The organism is Pseudomonas sp. R5-89-07, assembly GCF_003851685.1.
Lineage (GTDB): Bacteria > Pseudomonadota > Gammaproteobacteria > Pseudomonadales > Pseudomonadaceae > Aquipseudomonas.
In genome coordinates, this window is record NZ_CP027727.1 from 1,877,617 (window position 1) to 1,899,656 (window position 22,040).

22 protein-coding genes are annotated in these 22,040 nt (G+C 59.2%); 10 read left to right on the forward strand and 12 right to left on the reverse strand.

Annotation, left to right across the window (positions count from 1 at the left end; translation table 11 throughout):
* Positions 1-38 precede the first annotated feature (38 nt).
* A complete protein-coding gene (locus C4J94_RS08665; protein WP_065885148.1) occupies positions 39-1,712 on the forward strand; it encodes a DEAD/DEAH box helicase in 1,674 nt (557 codons plus the stop codon).
* An 89-nt stretch (positions 1,713-1,801) separates the two neighbouring features.
* On the opposite strand, the gene C4J94_RS08670 is transcribed toward C4J94_RS08665, so the two are convergent.
* Entirely contained in the window at positions 1,802-2,569 is a 768-nt protein-coding gene (locus C4J94_RS08670) for a class III extradiol ring-cleavage dioxygenase (protein ID WP_124385780.1), read from the reverse strand.
* Positions 2,570-2,672: 103 nt separating this feature from the next.
* On the opposite strand from C4J94_RS08670, the gene C4J94_RS08675 reads away from it, so the two are divergent.
* Positions 2,673-3,329 carry a thiopurine S-methyltransferase gene (locus C4J94_RS08675; protein ID WP_124385781.1) on the forward strand — a complete coding sequence of 219 codons (657 nt, stop codon included), beginning with the start codon at positions 2,673-2,675 and terminating at the stop codon, positions 3,327-3,329.
* A gap of 56 nt (positions 3,330-3,385) precedes the next feature.
* On the opposite strand, the gene htpX is transcribed toward C4J94_RS08675, so the two are convergent.
* On the reverse strand, positions 3,386-4,273 hold the full coding sequence (gene htpX / locus C4J94_RS08680) for a protease HtpX (protein ID WP_124385782.1): 888 nt from the start codon (positions 4,271-4,273) through the stop codon (positions 3,386-3,388).
* 304 nt (positions 4,274-4,577) lie between these two features.
* Positions 4,578-5,789 carry a pyridoxal phosphate-dependent aminotransferase gene (locus tag C4J94_RS08685; RefSeq protein WP_065885153.1) on the reverse strand — a complete coding sequence of 404 codons (1,212 nt, stop codon included), beginning with the start codon at positions 5,787-5,789 and terminating at the stop codon, positions 4,578-4,580.
* Between the two features lie 203 nt (positions 5,790-5,992).
* Between C4J94_RS08685 and msrB the strand changes: the two genes are divergently transcribed.
* Positions 5,993-6,385, forward strand: a complete 393-nt coding sequence (gene msrB, locus C4J94_RS08690; RefSeq protein WP_124385783.1) for a peptide-methionine (R)-S-oxide reductase MsrB — start codon at positions 5,993-5,995, stop codon at positions 6,383-6,385.
* Positions 6,386-6,510: 125 nt separating this feature from the next.
* Positions 6,511-6,996: a glutathione peroxidase gene (locus C4J94_RS08695; protein ID WP_124385784.1), complete on the forward strand. Its 486-nt coding sequence runs from the start codon at positions 6,511-6,513 to the stop codon at positions 6,994-6,996.
* On the opposite strand, the gene C4J94_RS08700 is transcribed toward C4J94_RS08695, so the two are convergent.
* Complete coding sequence (locus tag C4J94_RS08700; RefSeq protein WP_124388941.1) at positions 6,989-9,301, reverse strand: response regulator; 2,313 nt, start codon at positions 9,299-9,301, stop codon at positions 6,989-6,991. The genes C4J94_RS08695 and C4J94_RS08700 overlap by 8 nt on opposite strands.
* A 165-nt stretch (positions 9,302-9,466) precedes the next feature.
* Here C4J94_RS08700 and C4J94_RS08705 point away from each other — a divergent pair, with 165 nt between their 5' ends.
* A complete protein-coding gene (locus tag C4J94_RS08705; RefSeq protein ID WP_124385785.1) occupies positions 9,467-10,357 on the forward strand; it encodes an ATP-binding protein in 891 nt (296 codons plus the stop codon).
* Complete coding sequence (locus tag C4J94_RS08710; protein WP_124385786.1) at positions 10,354-10,836, forward strand: GAF domain-containing protein; 483 nt, start codon at positions 10,354-10,356, stop codon at positions 10,834-10,836. The genes C4J94_RS08705 and C4J94_RS08710 overlap by 4 nt, the downstream gene beginning before the upstream one ends.
* A 31-nt stretch (positions 10,837-10,867) precedes the next feature.
* On the opposite strand, the gene C4J94_RS08715 is transcribed toward C4J94_RS08710, so the two are convergent.
* The 7 genes from C4J94_RS08715 to C4J94_RS08745 form a co-directional block, all read right to left on the reverse strand.
* The gene (locus C4J94_RS08715) at positions 10,868-14,503 is read right to left on the reverse strand and encodes a transporter substrate-binding domain-containing protein (protein WP_124385787.1); all 3,636 of its coding nucleotides are present in this window, start codon (positions 14,501-14,503) and stop codon (positions 10,868-10,870) included.
* Positions 14,504-14,511: 8 nt separating this feature from the next.
* Positions 14,512-15,138, reverse strand: coding sequence for a response regulator transcription factor (locus C4J94_RS08720; RefSeq protein WP_124385788.1), 627 nt, complete (start codon positions 15,136-15,138; stop codon positions 14,512-14,514).
* A gap of 265 nt (positions 15,139-15,403) precedes the next feature.
* Positions 15,404-15,790: a response regulator gene (locus C4J94_RS08725; protein ID WP_124385789.1), complete on the reverse strand. Its 387-nt coding sequence runs from the start codon at positions 15,788-15,790 to the stop codon at positions 15,404-15,406.
* A gap of 166 nt (positions 15,791-15,956) precedes the next feature.
* Positions 15,957-17,288, reverse strand: coding sequence for a deoxyguanosinetriphosphate triphosphohydrolase (locus tag C4J94_RS08730; protein ID WP_124385790.1), 1,332 nt, complete (start codon positions 17,286-17,288; stop codon positions 15,957-15,959).
* Positions 17,289-17,459: 171 nt separating this feature from the next.
* Entirely contained in the window at positions 17,460-17,801 is a 342-nt protein-coding gene (locus C4J94_RS08735) for a hypothetical protein (protein WP_124385791.1), read from the reverse strand.
* Complete coding sequence (locus tag C4J94_RS08740; protein WP_124385792.1) at positions 17,798-18,187, reverse strand: phage holin family protein; 390 nt, start codon at positions 18,185-18,187, stop codon at positions 17,798-17,800. Before C4J94_RS08740 ends, C4J94_RS08735 begins: the two co-directional genes overlap by 4 nt.
* Positions 18,188-18,191: 4 nt before the next feature.
* Complete coding sequence (locus C4J94_RS08745; protein WP_124385793.1) at positions 18,192-18,506, reverse strand: YqjD family protein; 315 nt, start codon at positions 18,504-18,506, stop codon at positions 18,192-18,194.
* A gap of 346 nt (positions 18,507-18,852) precedes the next feature.
* Here C4J94_RS08745 and C4J94_RS08750 point away from each other — a divergent pair, with 346 nt between their 5' ends.
* The 4 genes from C4J94_RS08750 to C4J94_RS08765 all read left to right on the forward strand — a co-directional run bounded on the left by C4J94_RS08750 (position 18,853) and on the right by C4J94_RS08765 (position 21,741).
* A complete protein-coding gene (locus C4J94_RS08750; RefSeq protein WP_124385794.1) occupies positions 18,853-20,061 on the forward strand; it encodes an ammonium transporter in 1,209 nt (402 codons plus the stop codon).
* A 69-nt stretch (positions 20,062-20,130) separates the two neighbouring features.
* Positions 20,131-20,367 (forward strand): glutaredoxin family protein, encoded by a 237-nt coding sequence (locus C4J94_RS08755; protein ID WP_124385795.1) that lies wholly within the window; start codon positions 20,131-20,133, stop codon positions 20,365-20,367.
* Positions 20,368-20,441: 74 nt separating this feature from the next.
* Positions 20,442-20,777: a transcriptional regulator gene (locus C4J94_RS08760; RefSeq protein WP_124385796.1), complete on the forward strand. Its 336-nt coding sequence runs from the start codon at positions 20,442-20,444 to the stop codon at positions 20,775-20,777.
* Between the two features lie 73 nt (positions 20,778-20,850).
* Positions 20,851-21,741: a pseudouridine synthase gene (locus C4J94_RS08765; RefSeq protein WP_124388942.1), complete on the forward strand. Its 891-nt coding sequence runs from the start codon at positions 20,851-20,853 to the stop codon at positions 21,739-21,741.
* Between the two features lie 53 nt (positions 21,742-21,794).
* On the opposite strand, the gene C4J94_RS08770 is transcribed toward C4J94_RS08765, so the two are convergent.
* Positions 21,795-22,016 carry a YgdI/YgdR family lipoprotein gene (locus C4J94_RS08770; RefSeq protein WP_003189935.1) on the reverse strand — a complete coding sequence of 74 codons (222 nt, stop codon included), beginning with the start codon at positions 22,014-22,016 and terminating at the stop codon, positions 21,795-21,797.
* Positions 22,017-22,040: the final 24 nt, after the last annotated feature.

Consider the following 22,040-nt stretch of genomic DNA (forward strand, 5'->3'; position numbering starts at 1 on the left):
GAGCATGGGTCTTTGCGGATGCACTTAGAGGCAGACCCATGACCCAGGAAACCGGCGGCTTCGCCGCTTTTAATCTTAATCCGAACATTCTCGCCGCCGTCATCGCGACTGGCTACGAAGAACCTTCGGCTATTCAGCAGCAATCGATCCCGATCATCATGGCCGGCCAGGACATGATTGGCCAGGCGCAAACCGGTACCGGTAAAACCGCCGCGTTCGCCCTGCCTATCCTGCACTGCATCGATCCTGCCAAGCGCGAGCCGCAAGCCCTGATCCTGGCGCCAACCCGTGAGTTGGCGCTGCAAGTAGCAACCGCTTTCGAAACCTACGCCAAGCAAATGCCAGGTGTAACCGTTGTGGCCGTTTACGGCGGCGCGCCTATGGGCCCACAACTGAAAGCCATCCGTAACGGCGCACAGATCGTTGTCGCCACTCCGGGCCGTCTGTGCGACCACCTGCGTCGTGACGAGAAAGTCCTGTCGACCGTGAACCACCTGGTTCTCGACGAAGCCGACGAAATGTTGAAGCTGGGCTTCATGGATGACCTGGAAGTCATCTTCAAGGCGCTGCCACCGACCCGTCAGACCGTGCTGTTCTCGGCCACCCTGCCGCAGTCGATCCGTGCCATTGCCGAACGCCACCTGCGCGATCCGCAACACGTGAAGATCCAGACCAAGACCCAGACCGTTACCGCGATCGAACAGGCTCACCTGTTGGTTCACGCCGACCAGAAGACCTCGGCTGTATTGAGCCTGCTGGAAGTCGAAGACTTCGACGCCCTGATCATGTTCGTGCGCACCAAGCAAGCGACCCTGGACCTGGCCAGCGCCCTGGAAGCCAAAGGCTACAAGGCTGCCGCGCTGAACGGTGACATTGCCCAGAACCAGCGTGAGCGCGTGATCGACTCCCTCAAGGATGGCCGCCTGGACATCGTTGTGGCGACCGACGTTGCCGCTCGTGGTCTCGACGTTCCGCGTATCACCCACGTGTTCAACGTTGACATGCCTTACGATCCAGAGTCCTACGTTCACCGTATCGGCCGTACCGGCCGTGCGGGTCGCGAAGGTCGTGCACTGTTGCTGGTGACTCCGCGTGAGCGCCGCATGCTGCAAGTGATCGAGCGTGTAACCGGCCAGAAAGTGGCTGAAGTGCGCCTGCCGGATGCCCAGGCTGTTCTCGATGCCCGCATCAAGAAACTGACCAACAGCCTGGCGCCGCTGGTGGCTGACGCTGAATCGACCCACGGCGACCTGCTGGACCGCCTGACCGCCGATATCGGTTGCACCCCGCGTGCCCTGGCTGCAGCGTTGCTGCGCAAAGCCACCAACGGTCAGGCCCTGACCCTGGCAGCGATCGAGAAGGAACGCCCACTGGTGCCGAACAACGCGCCACGCGGTGATCGTCCAGAGCGTACCGGCGACCGTCCGGACCGTGGCGATCGTGAGCGTCGTGCTCCGGTTCCATTGGCCGAAGGCCGTGCGCGTTGCCGTACTGCGCTGGGTGCGCGTGACGGTATCGCTGCCAAGAACCTGCTGGGCGCTATCCTCAACGAGGGTGGCCTGGCACGTGAAGCCATTGGTCGCATCCAGGTCCGTGACAGCTTCTCCCTGGTGGAGCTGCCGGAAGACGGTCTGGAAAAACTGCTGGCCAAGCTCAAAGATACACGCGTTGCCGGCAAGCAGTTGAAGCTGCGTCGCTACCGCGAAGATTGATCCGCCTCCGGGCTGATTGATCGCACATAAAAAATCCCCGACTGGTTCGGGGATTTTTTTTGCCTGGGATTTCAGGCTGGGCACCTGTGTTAGCCAAAGCGATAGATGTCCATGCCCAAGGCGCCGAGGGTGAAGCCCTGATGCGCCACGCTGAAATCACCGCCGGCACCTCGCGCAAAGTAAAGCGGCAACAAATGCTCGTCGCTGGGGTGGCTGCGCGCTGCATGGGGCGCCAGGAGGCGATAGTCATGCAAGGCTGTTTCGTCACCGGCAGCGAGTTTTTCGACCACCCAGTCGCGAAAGGCTTGCGCCCATGGCGTGATGGTTTCCGGCCCGGCGCGCCAGTCCAGCTCACCGAGATTATGGGTGATGCTGCCGGAGCCGATCAGCAGTACACCTTGATCGCGCAGGCTGCAGAGGGCATGTCCAACCCGGGTTTGAAAAGCCGGGCCCATGCGGCTTGGGAGGGAGACTTGCACCACCGGAATATCCGCCGCCGGGTACATCAGCGACAGGGGCACCCAGGTGCCATGGTCGAAGGGCCGTTGGTTGTCGACCTGTGCAGTCAGGCCGTCAGCCTGCAATAACTCGGCAATTTCATTCGCCAGCCGTGGATCACCTGGCGCAGGGTATTGCACCGCAAACAGCTCGCGAGGGAAGCCACCGAAGTCATGCCAGGTCTCGGGCGCGGCGCTGCCACTGACCAGCAGCCCGTGGCTTTCCCAATGCGCCGATACCACCACAATCGCCTTGGGCCGTGGCAACGCGGCTGCCAGGGCCTGCAGCGCCGGGCCGCTGGCGCCGGGTTGCAGAGCCAGCATCGGAGAGCCATGGGAGATAAACAGGCTGGGCAACATGAGAAGAGTCCTGAGGATTGGTGTCGGGCTATCTTCATTCAGATCATTAATCGAGATCTAATATAATATTTGGTGTCATTTGATCGATTTTTCAGGGTGATGCATGGACGCAAGAGTTTGGCAGGAACGCTGGGCAACCAATCAGATCGGTTTTCATCAGACCGACGTTAATCCTTACTTGCAGCGGCATTGGTCAACGTTGGCCCTGGTCGACGGTGCCAGGGTTTTCGTGCCTTTGTGTGGCAAGAGCCTGGACATGAAGTGGTTGGCGGATCGCGGGCATCGCGTGATGGGTGTGGAGGTGTCGGATAAAGCCGTTGAGGCATTCTTCAGCGAACAGGGGCTTGCGCCGCAGATCGATCAGAGAGGCGTGTTCAAGGTGTATCAGGCGGGCCTGATCGAAGTGTGGTGCGGTGACTTCTTCGCCCTTGAGGCAAGTGCTGTGGCTGGTTGCTCGGCGTTGTATGACCGTGCGGCACTGATCGCCTTGCCGCAGCCAATTCGCCCGCGATACACCGAGCATCTCGATACCCTGCTGACCCCCGTCTGTGAGGGGCTGTTGATCACTGTCGACTACGACCAGGCGCAAAGGGCTGGCCCGCCCTTCGCTGTCCCGGATGAGGAAGTGCAGTCGCTGCTGGGCCCGCACTGGAATGTGGTCACGCTGCAAGAGCGAGACATTTTGAGTGAAAGCAGCAAATTCAAGGCCGATGGCGTTACTCGGCTTGATGAGCGTGTTTATCGGCTGACCAGGCGGTAAATCACGCCCACGAAAAAGGGGCGATTCAATCGCCCCTTTTTTGTATTGCCGGGTTATCAGCCGCGACGACGCAATGCGTCAATCCGCTCTTCCAGCGGTGGGTGGCTCATGAACAGGCGAGCCAGGCCCTGCTTGATACCGCCGTTGATGCCGAAGGCGGTCAGGCTGTCCGGCATATGCACCGGCAGGCCTTGTTCGGAGCGCAGGCGCTGCAGCGCGCCGATCATCGCGCTGGTACCCGCCAGACGTGCGCCGGCTTCGTCTGCGCGGAACTCACGTTTACGCGAGAACCACATCACGATGGCGCTTGCCAGGAAGCCCAGGACCAGCTCGGCGAAGATGGTTGCCACGAAGTAGGCGATACCGCGGCCTTCTTCGTTCTTGAAGATCACTTTGTCGACGAAGTTGCCGATGATCCGTGCAAAGAACATCACGAAGGTGTTCACCACGCCCTGTACCAGCGCGAGGGTGACCATGTCGCCGTTGGCTACGTGGCCGATCTCGTGCGCCAGCACCGCCTTGACTTCGTCGGGCGAAAAACGCTCCAGAAGCCCCTGGCTGACCGCTACCAGCGCGTCGTTCTTGTTCCAGCCGGTGGCGAAGGCGTTGGCCTCGTAAGCAGGGAAAATCCCCACCTCGGGCATTTTGATGCCTGCTTCTTGAGACAACTGCTCCACCGTTTGCATCAGCCATTGCTCATGGCGAGTGCGTGGTTGAGTAATGATCTGGGTGCTGGTGCTCATTTTCGCCATCCACTTGGAGATGAACAGCGAGAACAGCGAACCGGCAAAACCAAAGACCGCACAGAAAATCAGCAGCTGATTGAGGTTCAGATCAACCCCGTTGGCCGCCATGAACCCGTCGAAGCCAAACAGGCTCAGGGTGACGCTGGCAATCAGTACGACCGCCAGGTTAGTGGCCAAGAACAGCAGGATGCGCATCATGGTTGTAGAGTTCTCCTCATGCTTAATATGTCGCTTACTGCGGGGTATATAAGGTGCGGCATGGGGTGATTCAACCGAGCGACTATTTCAAACTGTGTCCTACAGCGAAAATGTAGCGCCTTGAAGGGATTTTCCCACAACAATGACCCTTGGCGATTAGCCGTCAAGGGTGCCGAACCCCCTGTTAACGCTGGGGTAGGGCGGCTTGCGTGGAGCTATCGCCCGTTCAAGGCCGCCGGCACCAGAGAAGTGTTGCCAGATAATCGCTGTACGACCCAATGAAGGTCGTCCGGCATCATTTCCCTTACTGGCGATAGGACTTCAAGAAGTTGCCGATGCGACCGATCGCCATATCCAGTTCATCCACGCGCGGCAAGGTCACCACGCGGAAGTGATCCGGCCATGGCCAGTTGAACGCGGTGCCTTGCACCACCAGCAGCTTTTCCGACAGCAGCAGGTCGAGCACGAACTTTTCGTCGTTGAGGATCGGGCAGACTTTCGGGTCGATCCGTGGAAACGCGTACAACGCACCCATGGGCTTCACGCAGCTGACGCCAGGGATTGCGTTGAGCAGCTCCCAGGTGCGGTTACGTTGTTCGAGCAGGCGACCCTGTGGCAGTACCAGGTCGTTGATGCTTTGGTAGCCGCCGAGCGCGGTCTGGATCGCGTGCTGGCTCGGCACGTTGGCGCACAGGCGCATGTTGGCCAGCATGTCGATGCCCTCGATGTAGCTCTGGGCGTTGTGCTTGGGCCCGGAAATCGCAATCCAGCCGGAGCGGAACCCCGCCACGCGATAGGACTTGGACAGGCCGTTGAAGGTCAGGCACAGCAGGTCTGGCGCCAGGGAGGCGGTGCACACGTGCACGGCGTCATCGTAGAGGATCTTGTCGTAGATCTCGTCGGAGAACACCACCAGATTGTGCTGGCGCGCCAGTTCGAGCATGCCCAGCAGCACTTCCCTGGAATACACGGCACCGGTGGGGTTGTTCGGGTTGATGATCACCAGGGCCTTGGTGTTCGGGGTGATCTTGGCCTTGATATCGGCCAGGTCGGGGAACCAGTCGGCACCTTCGTCGCACAGGTAGTGCACCGGGTGGCCACCGGCCAGCGTCACGGCGGCGGTCCACAACGGGTAGTCCGGTGCCGGCACCAGCACTTCGTCGCCGTTGTTGAGCAAGGCCTGCAGCGACATCACGATCAGTTCGGACACGCCATTGCCCAGGTAGATGTCCTCAATGCCGACACCTTCCACCTGCTTCTGCTGGTAATACTGCATCACCGCCTTGCGCGCGCTGAACAGGCCTTTGGAATCGCTGTAGCCTTGGGCCGTGGGCAGATTGCGGATCACGTCCTGGAGGATTTCATCTGGCGCTTCGAAACCAAAGGGCGCCGGGTTGCCGATGTTCAGCTTGAGGATGCGATGGCCTTCCTCTTCCAGGCGTTTGGCGTGCTTGAGCACCGGGCCGCGAATGTCGTAGCAGACGTTGGCGAGCTTGTTCGATTTGCTGACTTGCATGGTGATGTGATCCCGAAAATGAACGATCCAGACGGTGCAAGCACTACCGTACGGTTGATTCCTGCGCAGCTAGCACCCATAAATACGTTTGAATGGTAATGGCGCGGGTGCCAGACTGGCGTTTTGAAGAGGCGCAATCATACGTGCCGCCTGATCCACGGAAAAGACACAGATCAGGGTTTTTCAGTTGCCGAGGTGTATCGATGGACAAGTTGCAGAAAACGCTCGAAGAATGGCGGGACATGCTCGATCCCGCGCAGTACCAGGTGTGCCGCCTCAAAGGCACCGAGCGGCCGTTCAGCGGCAAGTACAACGAGACCAAGACCGACGGCGTCTACCACTGTATTTGCTGCAATGAGCCGCTGTTCGACTCTGCCGCCAAGTTCGATTCAGGCTGCGGCTGGCCGAGCTTCTACGAGCCGATTGCCGATAGCGCGATGGTGGAGATCCGCGACGTCAGCCACGGCATGATTCGCACCGAAGTCACCTGCGCCAAGTGCGACGCGCACCTGGGGCACGTGTTCCCGGACGGTCCGCCGCCGACGGGCCTGCGCTACTGCATCAATTCGGTGTGCCTGGACCTGGTGCCGCGCTAGGCGAACTGCTCGCTCCTACAAAGAGCTGGGCTTGGGTTGATCGCCTATCATCATCGTCATCAATTGAATTGACTCAATTCAATTGCGAACTACCTTTGCTTCTTCCCTTCATCAGAGGCACTGTCATGAGCGACAACTTGCTGAGCATCCGTTGCACCACCATCAAGGGTGAGCAAAAGACCTTGGCCGATTTCGCCGGCAAGGCCATTCTGGTGGTCAACACCGCCAGCAAGTGCGGTTTTACCCCGCAGTACAAAGGCCTGGAGCAGCTCTGGCAGCAGTACAAGGACCAGGGCCTGGTGGTGCTGGGCTTCCCATGCAATCAGTTTGGCAAGCAGGAACCGGGCAACGAGGGTGCGATAGCCGAATTTTGCGAATTGAACTTCGGCGTCAGTTTTCCCTTGTTCAAAAAAATCGACGTCAATGGCAGCGATGCCCACCCGCTGTTCGTTCAGCTGAAGAAGCAGGCGCCAGGCCTGCTCGGCTCGAAGAATATCAAGTGGAATTTCACCAAGTTCCTCATCGGGCGTGACGGCAAGCAGGTCAAGCGCTTTGCCCCGACCACCAAGCCCCAGGACTTGGGCCGAGAGATCGAAGCGCTGCTCAAATGAGACGTGTCGTCTCAGGCGCCCACAGGTCCAGCAGGGCCTTGAGTTCTTCACGGCGAAACGGCTTGGCCAAGTAATCATTCATCCCCGCCGCACGACAGCGCTCACGCTCTTCGGACAGGGCGTTGGCGGTCAAGGCGACGATTGGCAGGTCCGGCCAGCGACCGCTCCGGCGAATCTGCCGGCTCGCCTCGTAGCCGTCCATCACGGGCATGTTGCAGTCCATCAACACCAGATCGAAGCGCTGATCCTCAAGAAACTTGAGGGCTTCGCCACCATGGGCGGCGACGATGACCTCGCAGCCGAGCTTGCTGAGCATGCCCTTGGCCACCAGTTGATTGACCGGGTTGTCCTCGACCAAGAGGATTCGGGCGCGATGGCTGAAGGGGGCGGCATCGATCTGGACCGGGTCCAGAATCGGTTGCGTATCGCTGCGCAAATTTCGCTGCAGGATTTGATACAGCGCGTTACGGCTCAAAGGGCGGGCTTGTTGCTGCAGTGGCGCCAGGGCCGCGACTTCTTCGCTGGGCATGAAGTTGCCATAGGCGGCCACTACCAGAATCGGTGCAGTAATGCCCGGCCTCAGGCGGAACAGACACTCCGGGCAGTCGGTGATCAACAGGTCGGGATGCTGTCCGCTCAGGTCGTCTTCCATGGAGTAGCAACGCGGCGCCAAACCCCAATGGGGCAGCAGGGTGGTGAGCAACTCTCCCAGGCCACTGCTTTGATTGGTAATGACGATCACATCCCCCACCAACGGCACGCGGGCTGCCGCCGCCAGATGGGTGGGCAACGGCAGGTCGGCGCAGAACTGGCTGCCGAAGCCGACCTCCGAACTGATGCTCAAGCGGCCCTTCATGGCCTCGCACAGGTTATGGGTCAAGGCGAGCCCCAGGCCCGTGCCGCCAAATTGGCGCGTGATACCGGCGCCGGCCTGGGTAAACGGCTGGAAAATCTTGACCTGGGCATCCTGGGCAATCCCGATGCCGGTATCGCAGACTTCAATGCGTATTCCGTCGCCGTGGTGGCTCAGGCGTACATCCACGCGGCCGAAGCGGGTGAACTTCAAGGCGTTGGATAGCAGGTTACTGACGATTTGCCGGACCCGCGTCGGGTCACCAATGACTTGGGCCGGGAATAGCGGGTCGATCAGGCAGGTCAGTTCCACGCTGGGTGCGGCGTTTTGCGACAACAGGTTAGCGGTGTCTTCCACCAATGAGCCAAGGTCGAACGGGATACGCTCAAGCTCCAGTTGACCCGCGTCGAACTTGGACAGGTCGAGGATATCGTTGAGCAACTCCACCAGTACCTTGCCGGAGTCATGCGCGATGGACAGCTGCTGGCGCTGCTCGGCGTTGAGCGGGCTGTCCAGCGACAGGGCAATCATGCCCAGCAGGCCATTGAGTGGGGTGCGGATTTCATGGCTCATATTGGCCAGAAACGCCGCCCGAGCCTGGGCCATGCCCAGGGCGGTCATCTTCGCTGCTTCCAGTTCATCATTGAACTGGCTCAAGCGCTGGTTGCTGGTCTTGAGTTCAAGGGTGCGCGCCGAAACGATGTGTTCCAGTTGGCCCAGGTATTCGGTGAGGCGGTCTTCGGCATGGCGGCGTTGCTGAATCTCGGTTTCCATGTTTTCGAATTGCTGGTTGGCAACGTTGACCAGCACGCCGATTTCGTCATGCTCATGCCCCGGCGGACAGTCCAGGCGCGCCTGCCTGCGTGTGCTCAGCGCTCGAATAATGCGCACCAGCGGCTGTGTGAGCATGACGTAGAACAAGCCCAGCAAGATCCCGGTCAACAACAGACTGCGCACGAAACCGTTGAGCAAAGTAACTTCGGCGCGGCGCAGGAAGCGGCTGCCAAACGCGTAGGTGTCTACATCGAGGCGCAGCACACCCAGGGATTCGTTGGGCATATGGTTGAGATACAACCGGTCTTCGAACTGGCGGTTGGCGCCAAACAGGAAATCGCTGACAGGCCGATAATGGCTTTCCTTGCGTGGCCGCTCGACGTCGGCCAGCACCACGCCGTTGTTGTCGATCAATTGCGCGTGAACGATGGCAGGGGAGTGCAGCAGGCCCAGGGTCAGTTCCTGAGCGAGTTCGGCATCGATGTTATAGGCGATGCGCGAGGCCGGGTTATGGCTGATTTCGATCAGCGAGCGTATTTCACGGTTGATGGATGCGTCTTCACTGGCATAATCAATGCCGATTTGGATAAAACTGAGCAAGGTTCCCAAGACGAAACCGACCAGCACAGTCAATCTGGCTTGTTTATAAGACAAGCGGTGGGCGAACTTGATATCCATCGAGTGTTGAACCACTTCACGTTTCCCTTCGCCCGGCAAGCATAGCTGAACATCCACCAGCGCTGACTTGTCTGGCATAAATCGATTTCTTGACGCAGCCTTGTGCGGTCTGCCACGGGGTTGCCAATACGCCATCTTTTACAAGAACTTGCCAGAGGAATAGTTGTGGATTCTCGATTGAATGCCTTTCTTGAGCGGGCCGACGCCGTGCTCGCGCGCCTGGAACCCCTGTTACCCGCCCCACGTCAAGCCATCGACTGGAATCACTGCCTCGCCGCCCGCTGGCAGCGTGAAGGCCGCACAGGCTTCCTGTTGCCGCTGGACGTCAGCCTGGACATGCGTCTGTCGGACCTGATCGGTGTCGACAAACAGCGTGAACAACTGGCGCGTAACACCCAACAGTTTCTTGATGGCCTGCCTGCCAACCATGCGCTGCTATGGGGCTCGCGTGGTACCGGAAAATCATCCATGGTACGCGCCTTGCTCGCCCAACATGCCAACGCCGGACTGAGGTTGATCGAAATCGAGCGTGACCATCTGGCCGATCTGCCGCGTGTGGTCGAGCAACTGCTCAACCTGCCGCAGCGTTTTATCCTGTTCTGCGATGATTTGTCGTTCGAGGCCGGTGAAGGCGATTATCGGGTGCTCAAGAGCGTACTGGATGGCTCCCTGGAGCAGGCGCCGGAAAACGTGTTGCTGTATGCCACCTCCAACCGTCGTCACCTGGTGCCGGAGAACCAGAGTGACAACGACAATTGGAAGCGCGTGGATGGCGAGCTGCACCCGAGCGAGGCGGTAGAAGACAAAATTGCCTTGTCCGACCGTTTTGGCTTGTGGCTGTCATTCTACCCGTTCACCCAGGAACACTTCCTGAATGTGGTGGAGCACTGGATCGGCGAGTTGGCAGGCAAGGCCGGCTTGCAATGGCAGCGCGATGAACAACTGGACATTCTCGCCGTGCGCTGGGCGACCGGGCGCGGCAACCGTAATGGCCGTTGCGCCTATCAATTCGCCCGTTACTGGGTGGGTCTCAAATTGCTGGAGCGTCAACCATGATCGATTTGCAGCAGGCCGGCACCGGCCTCGATGGCTATGCACTGCTCTGCGCGCAACTGGAGTCACTGCTGGCCGATGAGCGGGATTTCATCGCCAACAGCGCGCAGTTCTCCGCGTTCCTGTTCAACCAGTTGGACGACCTGAACTGGGCGGGGTTTTACCTCAATCGCAATGAGGAGCTGGTGCTTGGCCCGTTCCAGGGCCAGATCGCCTGTGTGCGTATCCCGTTCGGTCGTGGCGTGTGCGGCACCGCTGCGGCGTCCCGGCAAACTCAGCGAGTGGAAGACGTGCATGCGTTTGCCGGGCACATTGCCTGTGACAGCGCCTCGAACAGTGAATTGGTGGTGCCACTGGTCAAGAACGGCCAACTGATCGGCGTCCTTGACCTCGACAGCCCGTCACTGGCTCGTTTTACGCCTCAGGACCAGACGGGTATCGAACAACTGGCGGCTATTTTCCTGCGCTTGACCGATTGCTGAGCGAGCGAGGCGGGGGGCAAGCCCCTGTCTCCTATTGGCTGTCCAGGTCATGCAGTTGAGCTTGCAGTGCCCGTTCCAGCTCGAGCATGAGTTTTTCCACGGACTTGATACCTGTTTCGATCATTCGTCGATCATTGTCACGAGAACAGGCTTGCTCCAGTGTTTCGCATTGCCCGGCCAAGGCATTGGCTTGGACGATGCGTGCGGCCCCTTTGATCTTGTGGGCTTGTTCGATGATGTCCGTAGATGAAGCCTTGCGATCCAGCAGTGTGATGAGGGCCTGACGATCATCAATGCTGCTGGTCAGCAGCTCTTCGAGCAAGCGTCGAGTCAATTGCGGATCTCCTCCTGTCAGCGCGTCGAGGCATTCCAGGTCCAGCTGCTGGCACGCGGGTTGTGGAATGATCAGCGCCAGTTGCCGCTCCAGTACGGTGAGGCTGATAGGTTTGAACAGGCAGTCATCCATGCCCGCTTCCACGCAACGTTGTCTTTCCTCCGGTTGCGCATTGGCGGTAAACCCCAACACCACGCAGGGCGCCAACTGTTCGCGTTGCTCATACTCACGGATGGAACGGCTCAACTCGTAGCCATTCATGATAGGCATGTTGCAGTCGGCGATCACCAGGTCGAACTGTTCCTGACGCCAGGCCTGGAAACCCGCAGCGCCGTGCTCGGCGGCGGTGAACTGATGGCCCAGGTAGCCCAGTTGCTGGCACATCAGCAGGCGGTTCGCCGGGTGATCGTCTACTACCAGCACGTTGAGCACCGGGGTACAGGCGGGCTTGGCAGGCGTTTGCTCCCCCTGGGGCGTGATCGGGTGCAGACGCGGCATGCTCAGGTTGACGTGCACCTGGGTACCGACCATGGGCACGCTGCTCAGGCTCAGTTGGCCACCCATCATTGCGCAGAGGCTGCGGCAGATCACCAGGCCCAGGCCGGCACCGCTTCTGGCCAGGTGCCCGGAGTTGTCAGCCTGGGCGAACGGCTCGAACAGGCGCAGTTGGTCGTCGCGGTTGATGCCGATACCGGTATCTTCCACGACCAGCCTCACGTCGACCTGTTCCTGCGCCTGGCTCGGTTGCAGCTCTACCTTGATCTTTACCTGCCCATGTTCGGTGAACTTGATGGCGTTGCTCACCAGATTGGACAGCACCTGCTTGAAGCGCAGCGGGTCTATGAGGACTTCGATGTCGCTCAGGTCGGGCTTGAACTCCAATAGCAGGCTGAGGGTTTTCTGACGCGCCAGACCGTCAAAGACGCGCACCACGGACTCAATCACCTCTCGCAGATTGACACGCTCCGGGGCCAGGCTCAGACGCCCGGACTCGATGCGCGCGATGTCGAGGATGTCGCCTATCAGCTCCAGCAGATCCTTGGCCGAGTTGTAAGCCACTTCTATTGCCGGACGGTCGAGATGCCCTTGGTCGGCGCGCTTGAGCGTCAGTTCGAGCATGCCGATCACGGCGTTCATCGGCGTGCGGATCTCGTGGCTCATGGTGGCGAGGAACGTGCTTTTGGCGCGGTTGGCCTCATCGGCCCGCTCCTTGGCAGCGCGCAGTTCATCAAACAACTGGCGCCGTTCGCTGATGTCGATCCAGCCGCCGATGATGCCCTGGACTTCGCCAATGGAATCGCGGTAGGGCAGAATCCAGTGGTAGATCGTCAGCTTCCTGTCGTGGATATGCAGGGTGCGGTCCAGGATCAATGGATTGCCCTCGGCCACCACCCGCAGGTAGTCGGCATGGTACTGGGCGGCTTCGGGTGCCAGGGCCATGCTCATCTGGGTCACGCTTTTGCCGATCACGTCCTCGCGCTTGACGTCGAAGGCCTGCAGGTAGCTGTCGTTGCAGGTCTGCAGCAAGCCATTGCGGTCACGTACGTAGATGGGGTGTGGCGTTTCGTTGACCAGCGCGCGCATGAATTCGAACTGATCATTGAGGGCGCGCTCGGCCATTTTTCGCTGCCTGATCTGGCGGCGCATGTAGGCATTCCACGTCAGGGAAACCAGGAGCAACAAGCCGGTACCGATCACGATCCTGGCAATCAGTTGATTGTAATTGCGCCAGTAACTGTCGGACTCGACTGTGTAGCCGCGCCAGCGACTGTTGATCACGCCCATCTCATCCGGCGCGATACTGAGCAGGGCTTTGTCGAGGATCGAGCTCAATTCGGTTGCATGGCGTGAGGTGGCCAGGGCGAACGTTGCCGGTGTTGTGCCGATGCTGGTAGTGATCTGCAGCTTGTCCTGAAAAACTTTCGAGGACAGGAAATAGTTGGCGATCAACAACGTATTCACTGCGCCATCCACGTGCCCTTGTGCAAGCAATTCGGATGCCCTGAAGGTATCGCCGGTTTCCACCAGTTGAATCTGGGGAAAGTCCTTGCGCAGAGAGTCGGCCAGCGGGGTGCCTCGGGTAACCGCCAGGCGCTTGCCGGTCATCTGCTCCAGGTTCAAGGGCGCGCCAGGCTCTTTGCGGGTCAACAGTACATAAGAGTTTTCCAGGTACGGACGGCTGAAACTCAACTGCGCCTCCCGTTGGTTACTCGGCACGATGGCGCCGATCATGTCGACTTTTTGCGTGGCAACCTGCTCGATCATCGCCTCGACGTCACGCCCGCGCTCAACCGTGAAACGCAAGCCGGTACGTAAGCGGATAAGTTCGAGAACGTCGGCGGTGATACCGCGAAAGTTACCTTCTGCATCGAAGAAGGTGAGCGGGGCGAAGGTTTCGTTCACGATGACCTTCACGACCGGATGCGCCTGCAGCCAGCGCTCTTCGCGTGGTGTCAGTTGCAGTTTCTTGTCGGTCAGCAGGATATCGCTGCCGGCGCTCCAGCGTTTGGCGATGCTATCGCGCTCGTTGATCGGCACGGCCGCCAGAACCGTGTCGACAATGCTCAGGAGAATGAGGTTGTCGTGGCGCAGGGCAAAGCTGAAACCATAGGCTTCATGCTTGCCGAAATTGGCCATGCGAATGTTTTTGAGGTAGCCCTTGTTGATCATGAAATGGGTGGAAATCGTGTCGCCAAGAAACACATCCGCCTGGTCGAATGCCACTGCGTTCAGGGCATTCTGATACGAGGGATAGGTGCGGATGTCGGCCTTGGGGTACAGCTTTTCCACTTCATCGAGCGGCAGGTAATGATAGACGAGGCTTAAGCGCAACCCTTCCAGGCCATCGCTGAGGCTGCGGGTTTCCCCTTCGCGAGTGACCAGTACCGGCTGGTCCACGGCATAAGGTGCCGACAGTGTGAGGTTGGGGTTTGCGGCCTCGAAGCCATTGGAAGACCCCAGCAAGTCGATGTCGCCGTCTTCAAGGGCTTGAATGGCGGACACCCGGGAAGGGTAGCGCAGGACCTTGACCGGTAGGGCAAGGGCCTTGGCCAGCAGACCTGCATAGTCTGCAGTCAGGCCTTCGTAATCGCGGCCACTGGAAGTGAGGTCGAACGGCGGGTAATCAGGCGCGGCAGTACCCAGTACCAGTTCGCGCTTGTGCTGCAACCACTGGCGCTGGGTCCTGTCCAGTTGAGTGTCCAATTGAACGATTCCTGCGCGACTCAATAAGGTGAAGTGTTGCGGGTCGGTGGAGGCGTTCGCAAGCACGGTAGTGCTGAAGCAAAAACTGGCACTCAATATAATCAAATAGTCCTTGATACGGCTGGGCATCCGCTTTCTCACACTAGCGCGTTTCGTTTTGCCATCTCGATGAGCTCAACTAAAGACTGGGCTTTTAGTTTTTGCATTAATCGCTTTTTATAAGTGCTGACTGTTTTGTTGCTCAAGAACATGCCCTTGGCTATTTCCTTGTTAGTGCGGCCTTGTGCAAAAAGTTGCAGGACCATGAGTTCTCGATCGTTGACGGTTTTGAACAGCTCCAACTCCTGGGTATCCGCTTCGTCCGCTCCATTTGCATTCAGGGCCTGGCTGGGAAAGTAGTTGTAACCGGACAGTACGGCGCGAATAGCACTCAATAGTTCGCTCAGGTCCCCCTCCTTGCAGACGTAGCCGTCGGCGCCCGAACGCATGCACCGCGTGGCAAACAGGGTTGGGCACTGGGCTGTGAGGACCAGGGTTTTCATCGACGTGTTCATGGCGTTGAATCGGCAGAGTACTTCGAGGCCGTCGAGTTTCGGGATGCTGATGTCGAGAATCACCAAATCCGGCAGGCATTCGCGAACCATCTGTATGGCGTCGCACCCGTTGTCCGTTTCACCAACGACTTTGTAACCTTCATGTTCCAGTAACATTCTGATGGCAAGTCGTATAACGGGGTGGTCGTCGATAATAAAAACGGTGTTCATAATCACATTCCATGCAGGTGCAAATAAAGCGGTCACATTAGCTCAGAAGAAGAGGCAGCAGCATGAAGCGTGGGGGGGGCAAGCACAAAACAGGATGTTTCCTACATCACAAAAGGTAGAGGCCTACGAGTTGTTAGGTAATCGTGACACGGAGTTCGAATGTTTTCAGGGCGGCTGGTGTGGTTGACGAGCACAGATGTTTTGCGACGGCTCTCAGGTTGTTTTTTCGCCGTCGACAACGTTTAAAGTCCTACATCAATAAGGCTTAAGTTGAAGGTATTAAACCTTCAAACTCATCTTTGTTTAATGGTTTTGACAAGCAGCCCAGTAGTGGAAGGTTTCGCTGCGCAGCCTGTAGGGTCAGTTTGAATAATTCAGTCGTCGGTAGCCCGCTCAACAGAATCGCGCTGATAACGAATTGACCACGGCTGGCGATTTCCACCAACTCAATGCCCGGGAGGTCAGGTAGGCACTGGTCGCATAACATCAAGTCGAAGGGGAATTCGGACTGGGTCATTATGCGTATGGCCTGTTCGGCATTTTCGACGGGAGTGAGGTGGTGGAAGCCGAAGCTTCTGAGCAAGCATTGGGTGGCCAGGAGTTGAAAGGGGTGATCCTCCACCAAAAGAATACGAAGGGGATGTCTGGGCATAGAGGGCACACAGTGAGTCAAGCGTCGATGGGGTGTAGGGATTGCTCGTCTGGTCCGCGATGGCGTGCGTGATTATTCCTCGGGAATATGTACGAATTCGATCAGGCCGCTCTGTTCCCGGCGTAGGGCGATTCTTCTCAGGTAACAGAGCGACTCGATCACTTCGCTATTGAGGGCTGGAGCGCCCGGTCATCTCCCGTGCCATCTCGGTGGCATAGCTGTCGGTCATGCCGGCGATAAAATCGATCATACGCAGGAACGAGGCGTGCAACGGCCAGGTGGGGTCCGGCGCGCTGTTGCCCAGCAAGTCGAGAATGCGCCGGTGCTTGAATGACGGCGTACGCCCGCCGTGTTGCTCCAGGGCCGCACCGCAAAACGCATTCAGCAAAATTTCCAGGGTGGTGTAAGCGCCGATTTCATGCAGAGTCTTGCGTTTGTCCTGGAAGATTTTCTTGCGCGCCATGTCCTTCGCATCCAGTACACAGCGCTTTGCCGGACCGTGCATGTGCTCAACCAGGTCGCCAGGCAAGGTGCCTGCAAGCAGGGCGTCCTGTTGCTCGACAAAAGCCTGCGCCGCTGCGTTGGTCAGGTGCTCGATGGCCTTGCCGCGCAGGATCGCCAGTTTGCGGCGACGCGAATCCGACGCACCCAACTGTCGATACGTCTGCGGCAGGTCATCACCCACCAGGTCGAGCAGCAGTGACTCGACTTCGGCGTATTCCAGCAACTCCATCTCCAGGCCGTCTTCCAGGTCGATCAACGCATAGCAAATGTCATCGGCCGCCTCCATCAGGTACACCAATGGGTGGCGGGCCCAGCGTTGATCCTCCAGTTGAGGCAGGCCGAGCTTGTGGGCGATCTGTTCCAGAATCGGCAGCTCACTCTGGTAGCAGCCGAACTTGTGTTTTTTGTAGCCCAACGAGTCCGCGTGGCGGGCGGTCCAGGGGTACTTGAGGTAAGTACCCAGGGTGGCATAGGTCAGTCGCGTGCCACCGTCGAACTGATGGTATTCAAGCTGGGTCAGTACCCGAAAACCTTGGGCATTGCCTTCGAAGTTGAGGAAGTCATTGCGCTCGGCATTGCTCATGTCATCCAGCCAGCCGCGCCCGGCGGCCTGCTGGAACCAGTGGCGGATGGCATCTTCGCCGGAGTGGCCGAAGGGCGGATTGCCGATGTCATGGGCCAGGCAGGCCGACTGCACCACCATGCCCAGGTCGCTAGGGTCGCACCAGTCGGGCAGGGCGCCGCGCAGTGTTTCACCGACGCGCATCCCCAGGGAGCGCCCCACACAGCTGACTTCCAGCGAGTGGGTCAGGCGCGTGTGGATATGGTCATTGCTGGAAACGGGATGCACCTGGGTCTTGCGACCCAGACGACGGAAAGCGCCGGAGAAAATAATGCGGTCGTGGTCTTTGTGAAAAGGACTGCGGCCCAGTTCTTCCGGGCTGTGCAGGGGTTTGCCAAGACGTTCGCGGGTCAGCAGGGTGGGCCAATCCAAGGCAGGTACTCTCCGTACGGTGAATGACACCAGCAGCTTCCCGTTTCCGCGCCGGCGGGGCAAGCGGAAATCTTCAGGTCGAGGGTGTCGATTGCAACAAACAGCAGGCGCTGACCACCGTTGCAGAATTGTCAGGCGGTCAGGCCGTAGTATTGAGCCAGCAAGCGAGGCTCACTTTCTGCGAGAGGCGCCTTGCATGGCCAGTTTGATCAGTGGGATCAACCCGGCCCCCAGCCGTACCAGGCGCGTCACGCTGCTGATACTGCCGCCCTTGGCGCCCTTGCCGGTGAAGAACCCCATCAGTGTCACCGCCGCCACACCCCACAGCGGCGCGTGCTTGATGCCCAGGCTGTCCTGCCAGTTATGACGCATATCGCGCACCTTGTGCAGCGGCGCTATCAGTTGCTGGGACTCGTGACGGATTTCCTGACGGTGCATTTCCATGCGCAGGCGGATCAACGCCTTGCGCATTTCTCGACGAGAGCTATTTTGCGGGATTTCAGGCAGGCTCATGGCAACAGGCGCTCCCGGTCATTGGCCAGTTCTTCTAGGGTGGCATGGAACGGCGTGGACTCATCGAACACTGCCGCTTTCAAGCGTACCCCACAGAATGCTGCAGCCAGGCTGTAAAACACGCACAGGCAAATGATGCCGGTCAGGCGGTAGCCGGTGTCCCAGACCAGGATCATTACCAGCGTCGATAACCCCACCAACAGCAACAGGGCGAACACCAGCGCCAGGCCGGCAAATAGCAGCAGGCTGACAGTACGCGCCTTCTGCTCCTGTAACTCGATGCCAAACAGTTCGACATGGCTGTGCAGCAAGCCGAGCACGGCAGCGCCCAGACGGCGGGAAGTGGAACCTGCGCCCTTTGACGAGCTGGATTCGTCGATAGCCATGATATTAGCGCCTGGTAGCCAGCAAACCGATCAAAAAGCCCACGCCGGCAGCGATGCCGACAGACTGCCATGGGTTGGCTTGCACGTAATCTTCCGTCGCGGTAATGGCCGCCTGGCCACGTTCGCGCAGGGAGTCTTCGGTCAATTGCAGGGTTTCACGGGCTTTGAGCAGACTTTCGTGGATCCTGGTGCGCAGCTCATCGGCCTGATCGCCGGCCAGGGTAGCGGTGTCGTCCAGCAACCTTTCGGTATCGCTGACGAGGGCCTGAAAATCCGCCATCAGTATTTCTTGAGCAGTCTTTGCTGTTTTGCCGGCCATGGTTATCTCCGTGTGTGGCTGTTCGGTACGTGTGGTTTCGAGTCGCGGGCTTCGTCGAAGGTTCACTGCAATTGTCTGGTACAGCTTTTGCTTTGCCTTGGTGCGCATGCTCTGGGGCCTGCGCTGAATCCGGGCGGTCGAGGTGCAAGCCTTGAAAAACCTTACCCTAATTAACTGAAACTCGCGCAAATACCCTGTCGGGGAGCGCCGGTTGTGTTGATCGCTGCGCTAAAGCGGTTCACGCCCTCTGGAACAAGGGTGCGGGCTTTGGTGCCAATTTGGTGCGGACAACCCTGGCTTGAACCGCTTTGGTGCTTTTTGCCTTACTGCAGGCCTGCCAACCTCCATGGAAAATTTGCAAAGCGCGGTGGACACACTCGTCCATAGCTCCAACACCCTGTTCATCCTGATTGGCGCGGTGATGGTCCTGGCCATGCACGCCGGTTTTGCCTTTCTGGAAGTCGGTACGGTGCGCCAGAAGAATCAGGTCAACGCGTTGTCGAAAATCCTCAGCGACTTCGCGATCTCCACCCTGGCGTATTTCTTTATAGGCTATTGGATCTCCTATGGAGTGAGCTTCATGCAGCCGGCGGCGGTGATCAGCGCGGATCATGGCTACGGCCTGGTGAAATTTTTCTTCCTGCTGACCTTTGCCGCGGCGATTCCGGCGATCATTTCCGGGGGGATTGCCGAGCGCGCCAAATTCGCACCTCAGTTATGTGCGACGGCACTGATCGTGGCGTTCATCTACCCATTCTTCGAAGGGGTGGTGTGGAATGGCAACTTCGGTCTGCAGGCCTGGCTGCTCGCGACCTTCGGCGCCAGCTTCCATGACTTCGCAGGTTCTGTGGTGGTGCATGCCATGGGCGGCTGGCTGGCGTTGGCGGCGGTGCTGTTACTTGGGCCGCGCAACGGACGTTACCGCGAAGGGCGCCTGGTGGCGTTTGCGCCCTCAAGCATTCCGTTTCTCGCGCTGGGTTCGTGGATCCTGATCGTGGGCTGGTTCGGGTTCAACGTAATGAGTGCGCAGACCCTCAATGGCGTTAGCGGCCTGGTGGCGGTCAACTCGTTGATGGCAATGGTCGGCGGCACCGTCGCCGCGCTGGTGATCGGCCGCAATGACCCTGGCTTCCTGCACAACGGCCCGCTGGCCGGGCTGGTGGCGATCTGCGCCGGTTCCGATCTGATGCATCCGGTGGGCGCGCTGGTTACCGGTGTGGTCGCGGGGGGCTTGTTTGTGTGGTGCTTCATGGCCGCCCAGGATCGCTGGAAAATCGATGACGTGCTGGGGGTGTGGCCGCTGCATGGCCTCTGTGGCGTCTGGGGCGGCATTGCCTGCGGCATCTTCGGGCAGTCGGCACTGGGCGGGCTGGGGGGTGTCAGCCTGATCAGCCAATTGATCGGCACCGCCCTTGGCGTCGCCGTTGCGTTGGTCGGTGGCTTGCTGGTGTACGGCGTGATCAAGCGTGTGTCCGGGCTGCGCCTGAGCCAGGAACAGGAGTATTACGGAGCGGACCTGTCGATCCACAAGATCGGGGCTGTCAGTCAGGATTGATCGGTGCGCGCTTGCGGGGCAATGTTGGGCTTAGAATGGTGGCGTGTTTTCCAATCGAGTTGATTTGCCATGCTTCCTGAATGCCAGCTGTTCGGCACCCTGGGTTGCCATCTGTGTGAAATTGCCGAAGCCGAAATCATGCCGCTCGTCGAGCACGGGTTGCTCGTGGAGCTGGTGGATATCACCGACCCCGACGACCTGACCGAGGCCTACGGCCTGCGGATTCCGGTACTCAGGCGGGTGGACACGGGAGCGGAACTGGATTGGCCGTTCGACACCGAGCAGGTGGTTGCCTTTCTGCGCTGACGTTTAGGCGATGGCGGGTTTCCAATTATTACGTTACTGTATGTTTGTACAGCGATTGAATAGAGGGAACGCCCGTGGTGAATGTCGAACAACTGAAAAGCAGCGTCAATCGCATGTCCGCCGATGTCGTGCGCGATGCGGTGAACGAGCTGCGCCTGGATGGCCTGGTCACGGAAGGCAAGACGCCCTTCAACAAAGTGCATTTCAATACCTGCTTTGCCGAAATCGAAGCGCTGTTCCAGCGCGCCGGTTATCACAAGCAGCTGGATGTCGTGGGTTATCAGGGCTTGCTCTACGCGCTCTACGACCCGGGCCGCTGGGAGGCCGTGGACGTACTGCGCTGGCTCAAGGAGTTTACCGAGGCGGCGAGCGCTTCGAAGGTGTTGCGCACGCAATTGGCCAAGGCCTGAGAACTCTTCTAGGCTCAATCCCGCACTCTGCGGGATAATGCCCGCCTGTTTATTCCAGGCGTTGAGCATCGGCATGTCCACTTCCGGTTTTTCCCCTTCGCAGCACCAGGCCAGCACCTTGTACCTGCCGCCTGGCCCATGGTTGACGGTGCTCGATTGCCTGTGCGATCACTTCCCGGCGATCGCCCGTGAACACTGGCTGGACCGCATTGCCCGTGGCCGCGTGCTGGATATCAACGGTTGCCCCATCAGCCTGGACCTGGCTTACAAGGAAGGCCTGTGCATCTATTACTTTCGCGAAGTGCCCAATGAGAAAGTAATCCCGGTACAGGAAAGCATCCTGTACGCCGATGAACACCTGGTGGTGGCCGACAAGCCGCACTTCCTGCCAGTGACCCCCGCCGGCGAGTACGTCGAACAAACGCTGTTGCGCCGTTTGATCCGGCGTCTGGACAATCCCGCCCTGGTGCCCCTGCACCGCATTGACCGGCATACCGCTGGGCTGGTGCTGTTCTCGGCCAACCCCGACAGCCGCTCGGCCTATCAGCAGCTGTTTCCCACGCGGCGCATCGATAAATTCTACGAAGCCATTGCGCCGGCCTTGCCTGGCCTGGCGTTCCCTCGGGTACACAAAAGCCGGCTGGTGGACGGTGAACCGTTCTTCCGAATGCAGGAAGGCCCAGGTTCCAGCAACACCGAAACGGCTGTTGAAGTGCGCGAGAAACACGGCGATCTATGGCGCTATGGCCTGTTCCCGGTGACCGGCAAGAAGCACCAGTTGCGCGTACACATGACCGCGCTCGGGGCGAGTATCTGCAATGACCCGTTCTACCCTGACGTGATCAAGGACGCCCAGGACGATTACGCCAACCCGCTCAAGTTGTTGGCCCAGGGCGTGCGTTTTATCGACCCGGTCAGCGGCCAGGAACGCAGCTTTCGCAGTGAAATCACGCTGGACTGGTAAACGCCGCAAACAACAAGGCCCGCGCGAGGCGGGCCTTGGGTGCAAGCGGTGGCTTACAGGTCTTTAACGGTGCGAACCTGATCTTTGTTGATGCGGGTGTGCTTGCCGTCCAGCTGTTCGAATTCGTAGAAGCCCGAGTCTTCATCGTATTTCGGGGTGTCGACGGCCTGGATTTCGCGACCGTCATTCAGGGTGATCACTGTTGGCGAAGCGCAACCGGCGAGGGTGGCGAGGCCCAGTGCAAGCATGAGAGCGGCGATGGTCCGTTGAGTCATGGGTGTGTCTCCGAGAGAATACGT

Bases quoted from the DNA above. Each gene is read 5' to 3' on its own strand.
- C4J94_RS08685 (WP_065885153.1), bottom strand. From the start codon at position 5,789: ATGCAAGTCAGCAAATCGAACAAGCTCGCCAACGTCTGCTACGACATT.
- C4J94_RS08675 (WP_124385781.1), top strand. From the start codon at position 2,673: ATGGACGCAAGAGTTTGGCAGGAACGCTGGGCAACCAATCAGATCGGT.
- C4J94_RS08750 (WP_124385794.1), top strand. From the start codon at position 18,853: ATGGAAAATTTGCAAAGCGCGGTGGACACACTCGTCCATAGCTCCAAC.
- C4J94_RS08710 (WP_124385786.1), top strand. From the start codon at position 10,354: ATGATCGATTTGCAGCAGGCCGGCACCGGCCTCGATGGCTATGCACTG.
- C4J94_RS08670 (WP_124385780.1), bottom strand. From the start codon at position 2,569: ATGTTGCCCAGCCTGTTTATCTCCCATGGCTCTCCGATGCTGGCTCTG.
- C4J94_RS08700 (WP_124388941.1), bottom strand. From the start codon at position 9,301: ATGGATATCAAGTTCGCCCACCGCTTGTCTTATAAACAAGCCAGATTG.
- C4J94_RS08745 (WP_124385793.1), bottom strand. From the start codon at position 18,506: ATGGCCGGCAAAACAGCAAAGACTGCTCAAGAAATACTGATGGCGGAT.
- C4J94_RS08665 (WP_065885148.1), top strand. From the start codon at position 39: ATGACCCAGGAAACCGGCGGCTTCGCCGCTTTTAATCTTAATCCGAAC.
- C4J94_RS08715 (WP_124385787.1), bottom strand. From the start codon at position 14,503: ATGCCCAGCCGTATCAAGGACTATTTGATTATATTGAGTGCCAGTTTT.
- C4J94_RS08735 (WP_124385791.1), bottom strand. From the start codon at position 17,801: ATGAGCCTGCCTGAAATCCCGCAAAATAGCTCTCGTCGAGAAATGCGC.
- C4J94_RS08770 (WP_003189935.1), bottom strand. From the start codon at position 22,016: ATGACTCAACGGACCATCGCCGCTCTCATGCTTGCACTGGGCCTCGCC.
- C4J94_RS08740 (WP_124385792.1), bottom strand. From the start codon at position 18,187: ATGGCTATCGACGAATCCAGCTCGTCAAAGGGCGCAGGTTCCACTTCC.
- C4J94_RS08720 (WP_124385788.1), bottom strand. From the start codon at position 15,138: ATGAACACCGTTTTTATTATCGACGACCACCCCGTTATACGACTTGCC.
- C4J94_RS08755 (WP_124385795.1), top strand. From the start codon at position 20,131: ATGCTTCCTGAATGCCAGCTGTTCGGCACCCTGGGTTGCCATCTGTGT.
- msrB (WP_124385783.1), top strand. From the start codon at position 5,993: ATGGACAAGTTGCAGAAAACGCTCGAAGAATGGCGGGACATGCTCGAT.
- C4J94_RS08695 (WP_124385784.1), top strand. From the start codon at position 6,511: ATGAGCGACAACTTGCTGAGCATCCGTTGCACCACCATCAAGGGTGAG.
- C4J94_RS08725 (WP_124385789.1), bottom strand. From the start codon at position 15,790: ATGCCCAGACATCCCCTTCGTATTCTTTTGGTGGAGGATCACCCCTTT.
- C4J94_RS08765 (WP_124388942.1), top strand. From the start codon at position 20,851: ATGTCCACTTCCGGTTTTTCCCCTTCGCAGCACCAGGCCAGCACCTTG.
- htpX (WP_124385782.1), bottom strand. From the start codon at position 4,273: ATGATGCGCATCCTGCTGTTCTTGGCCACTAACCTGGCGGTCGTACTG.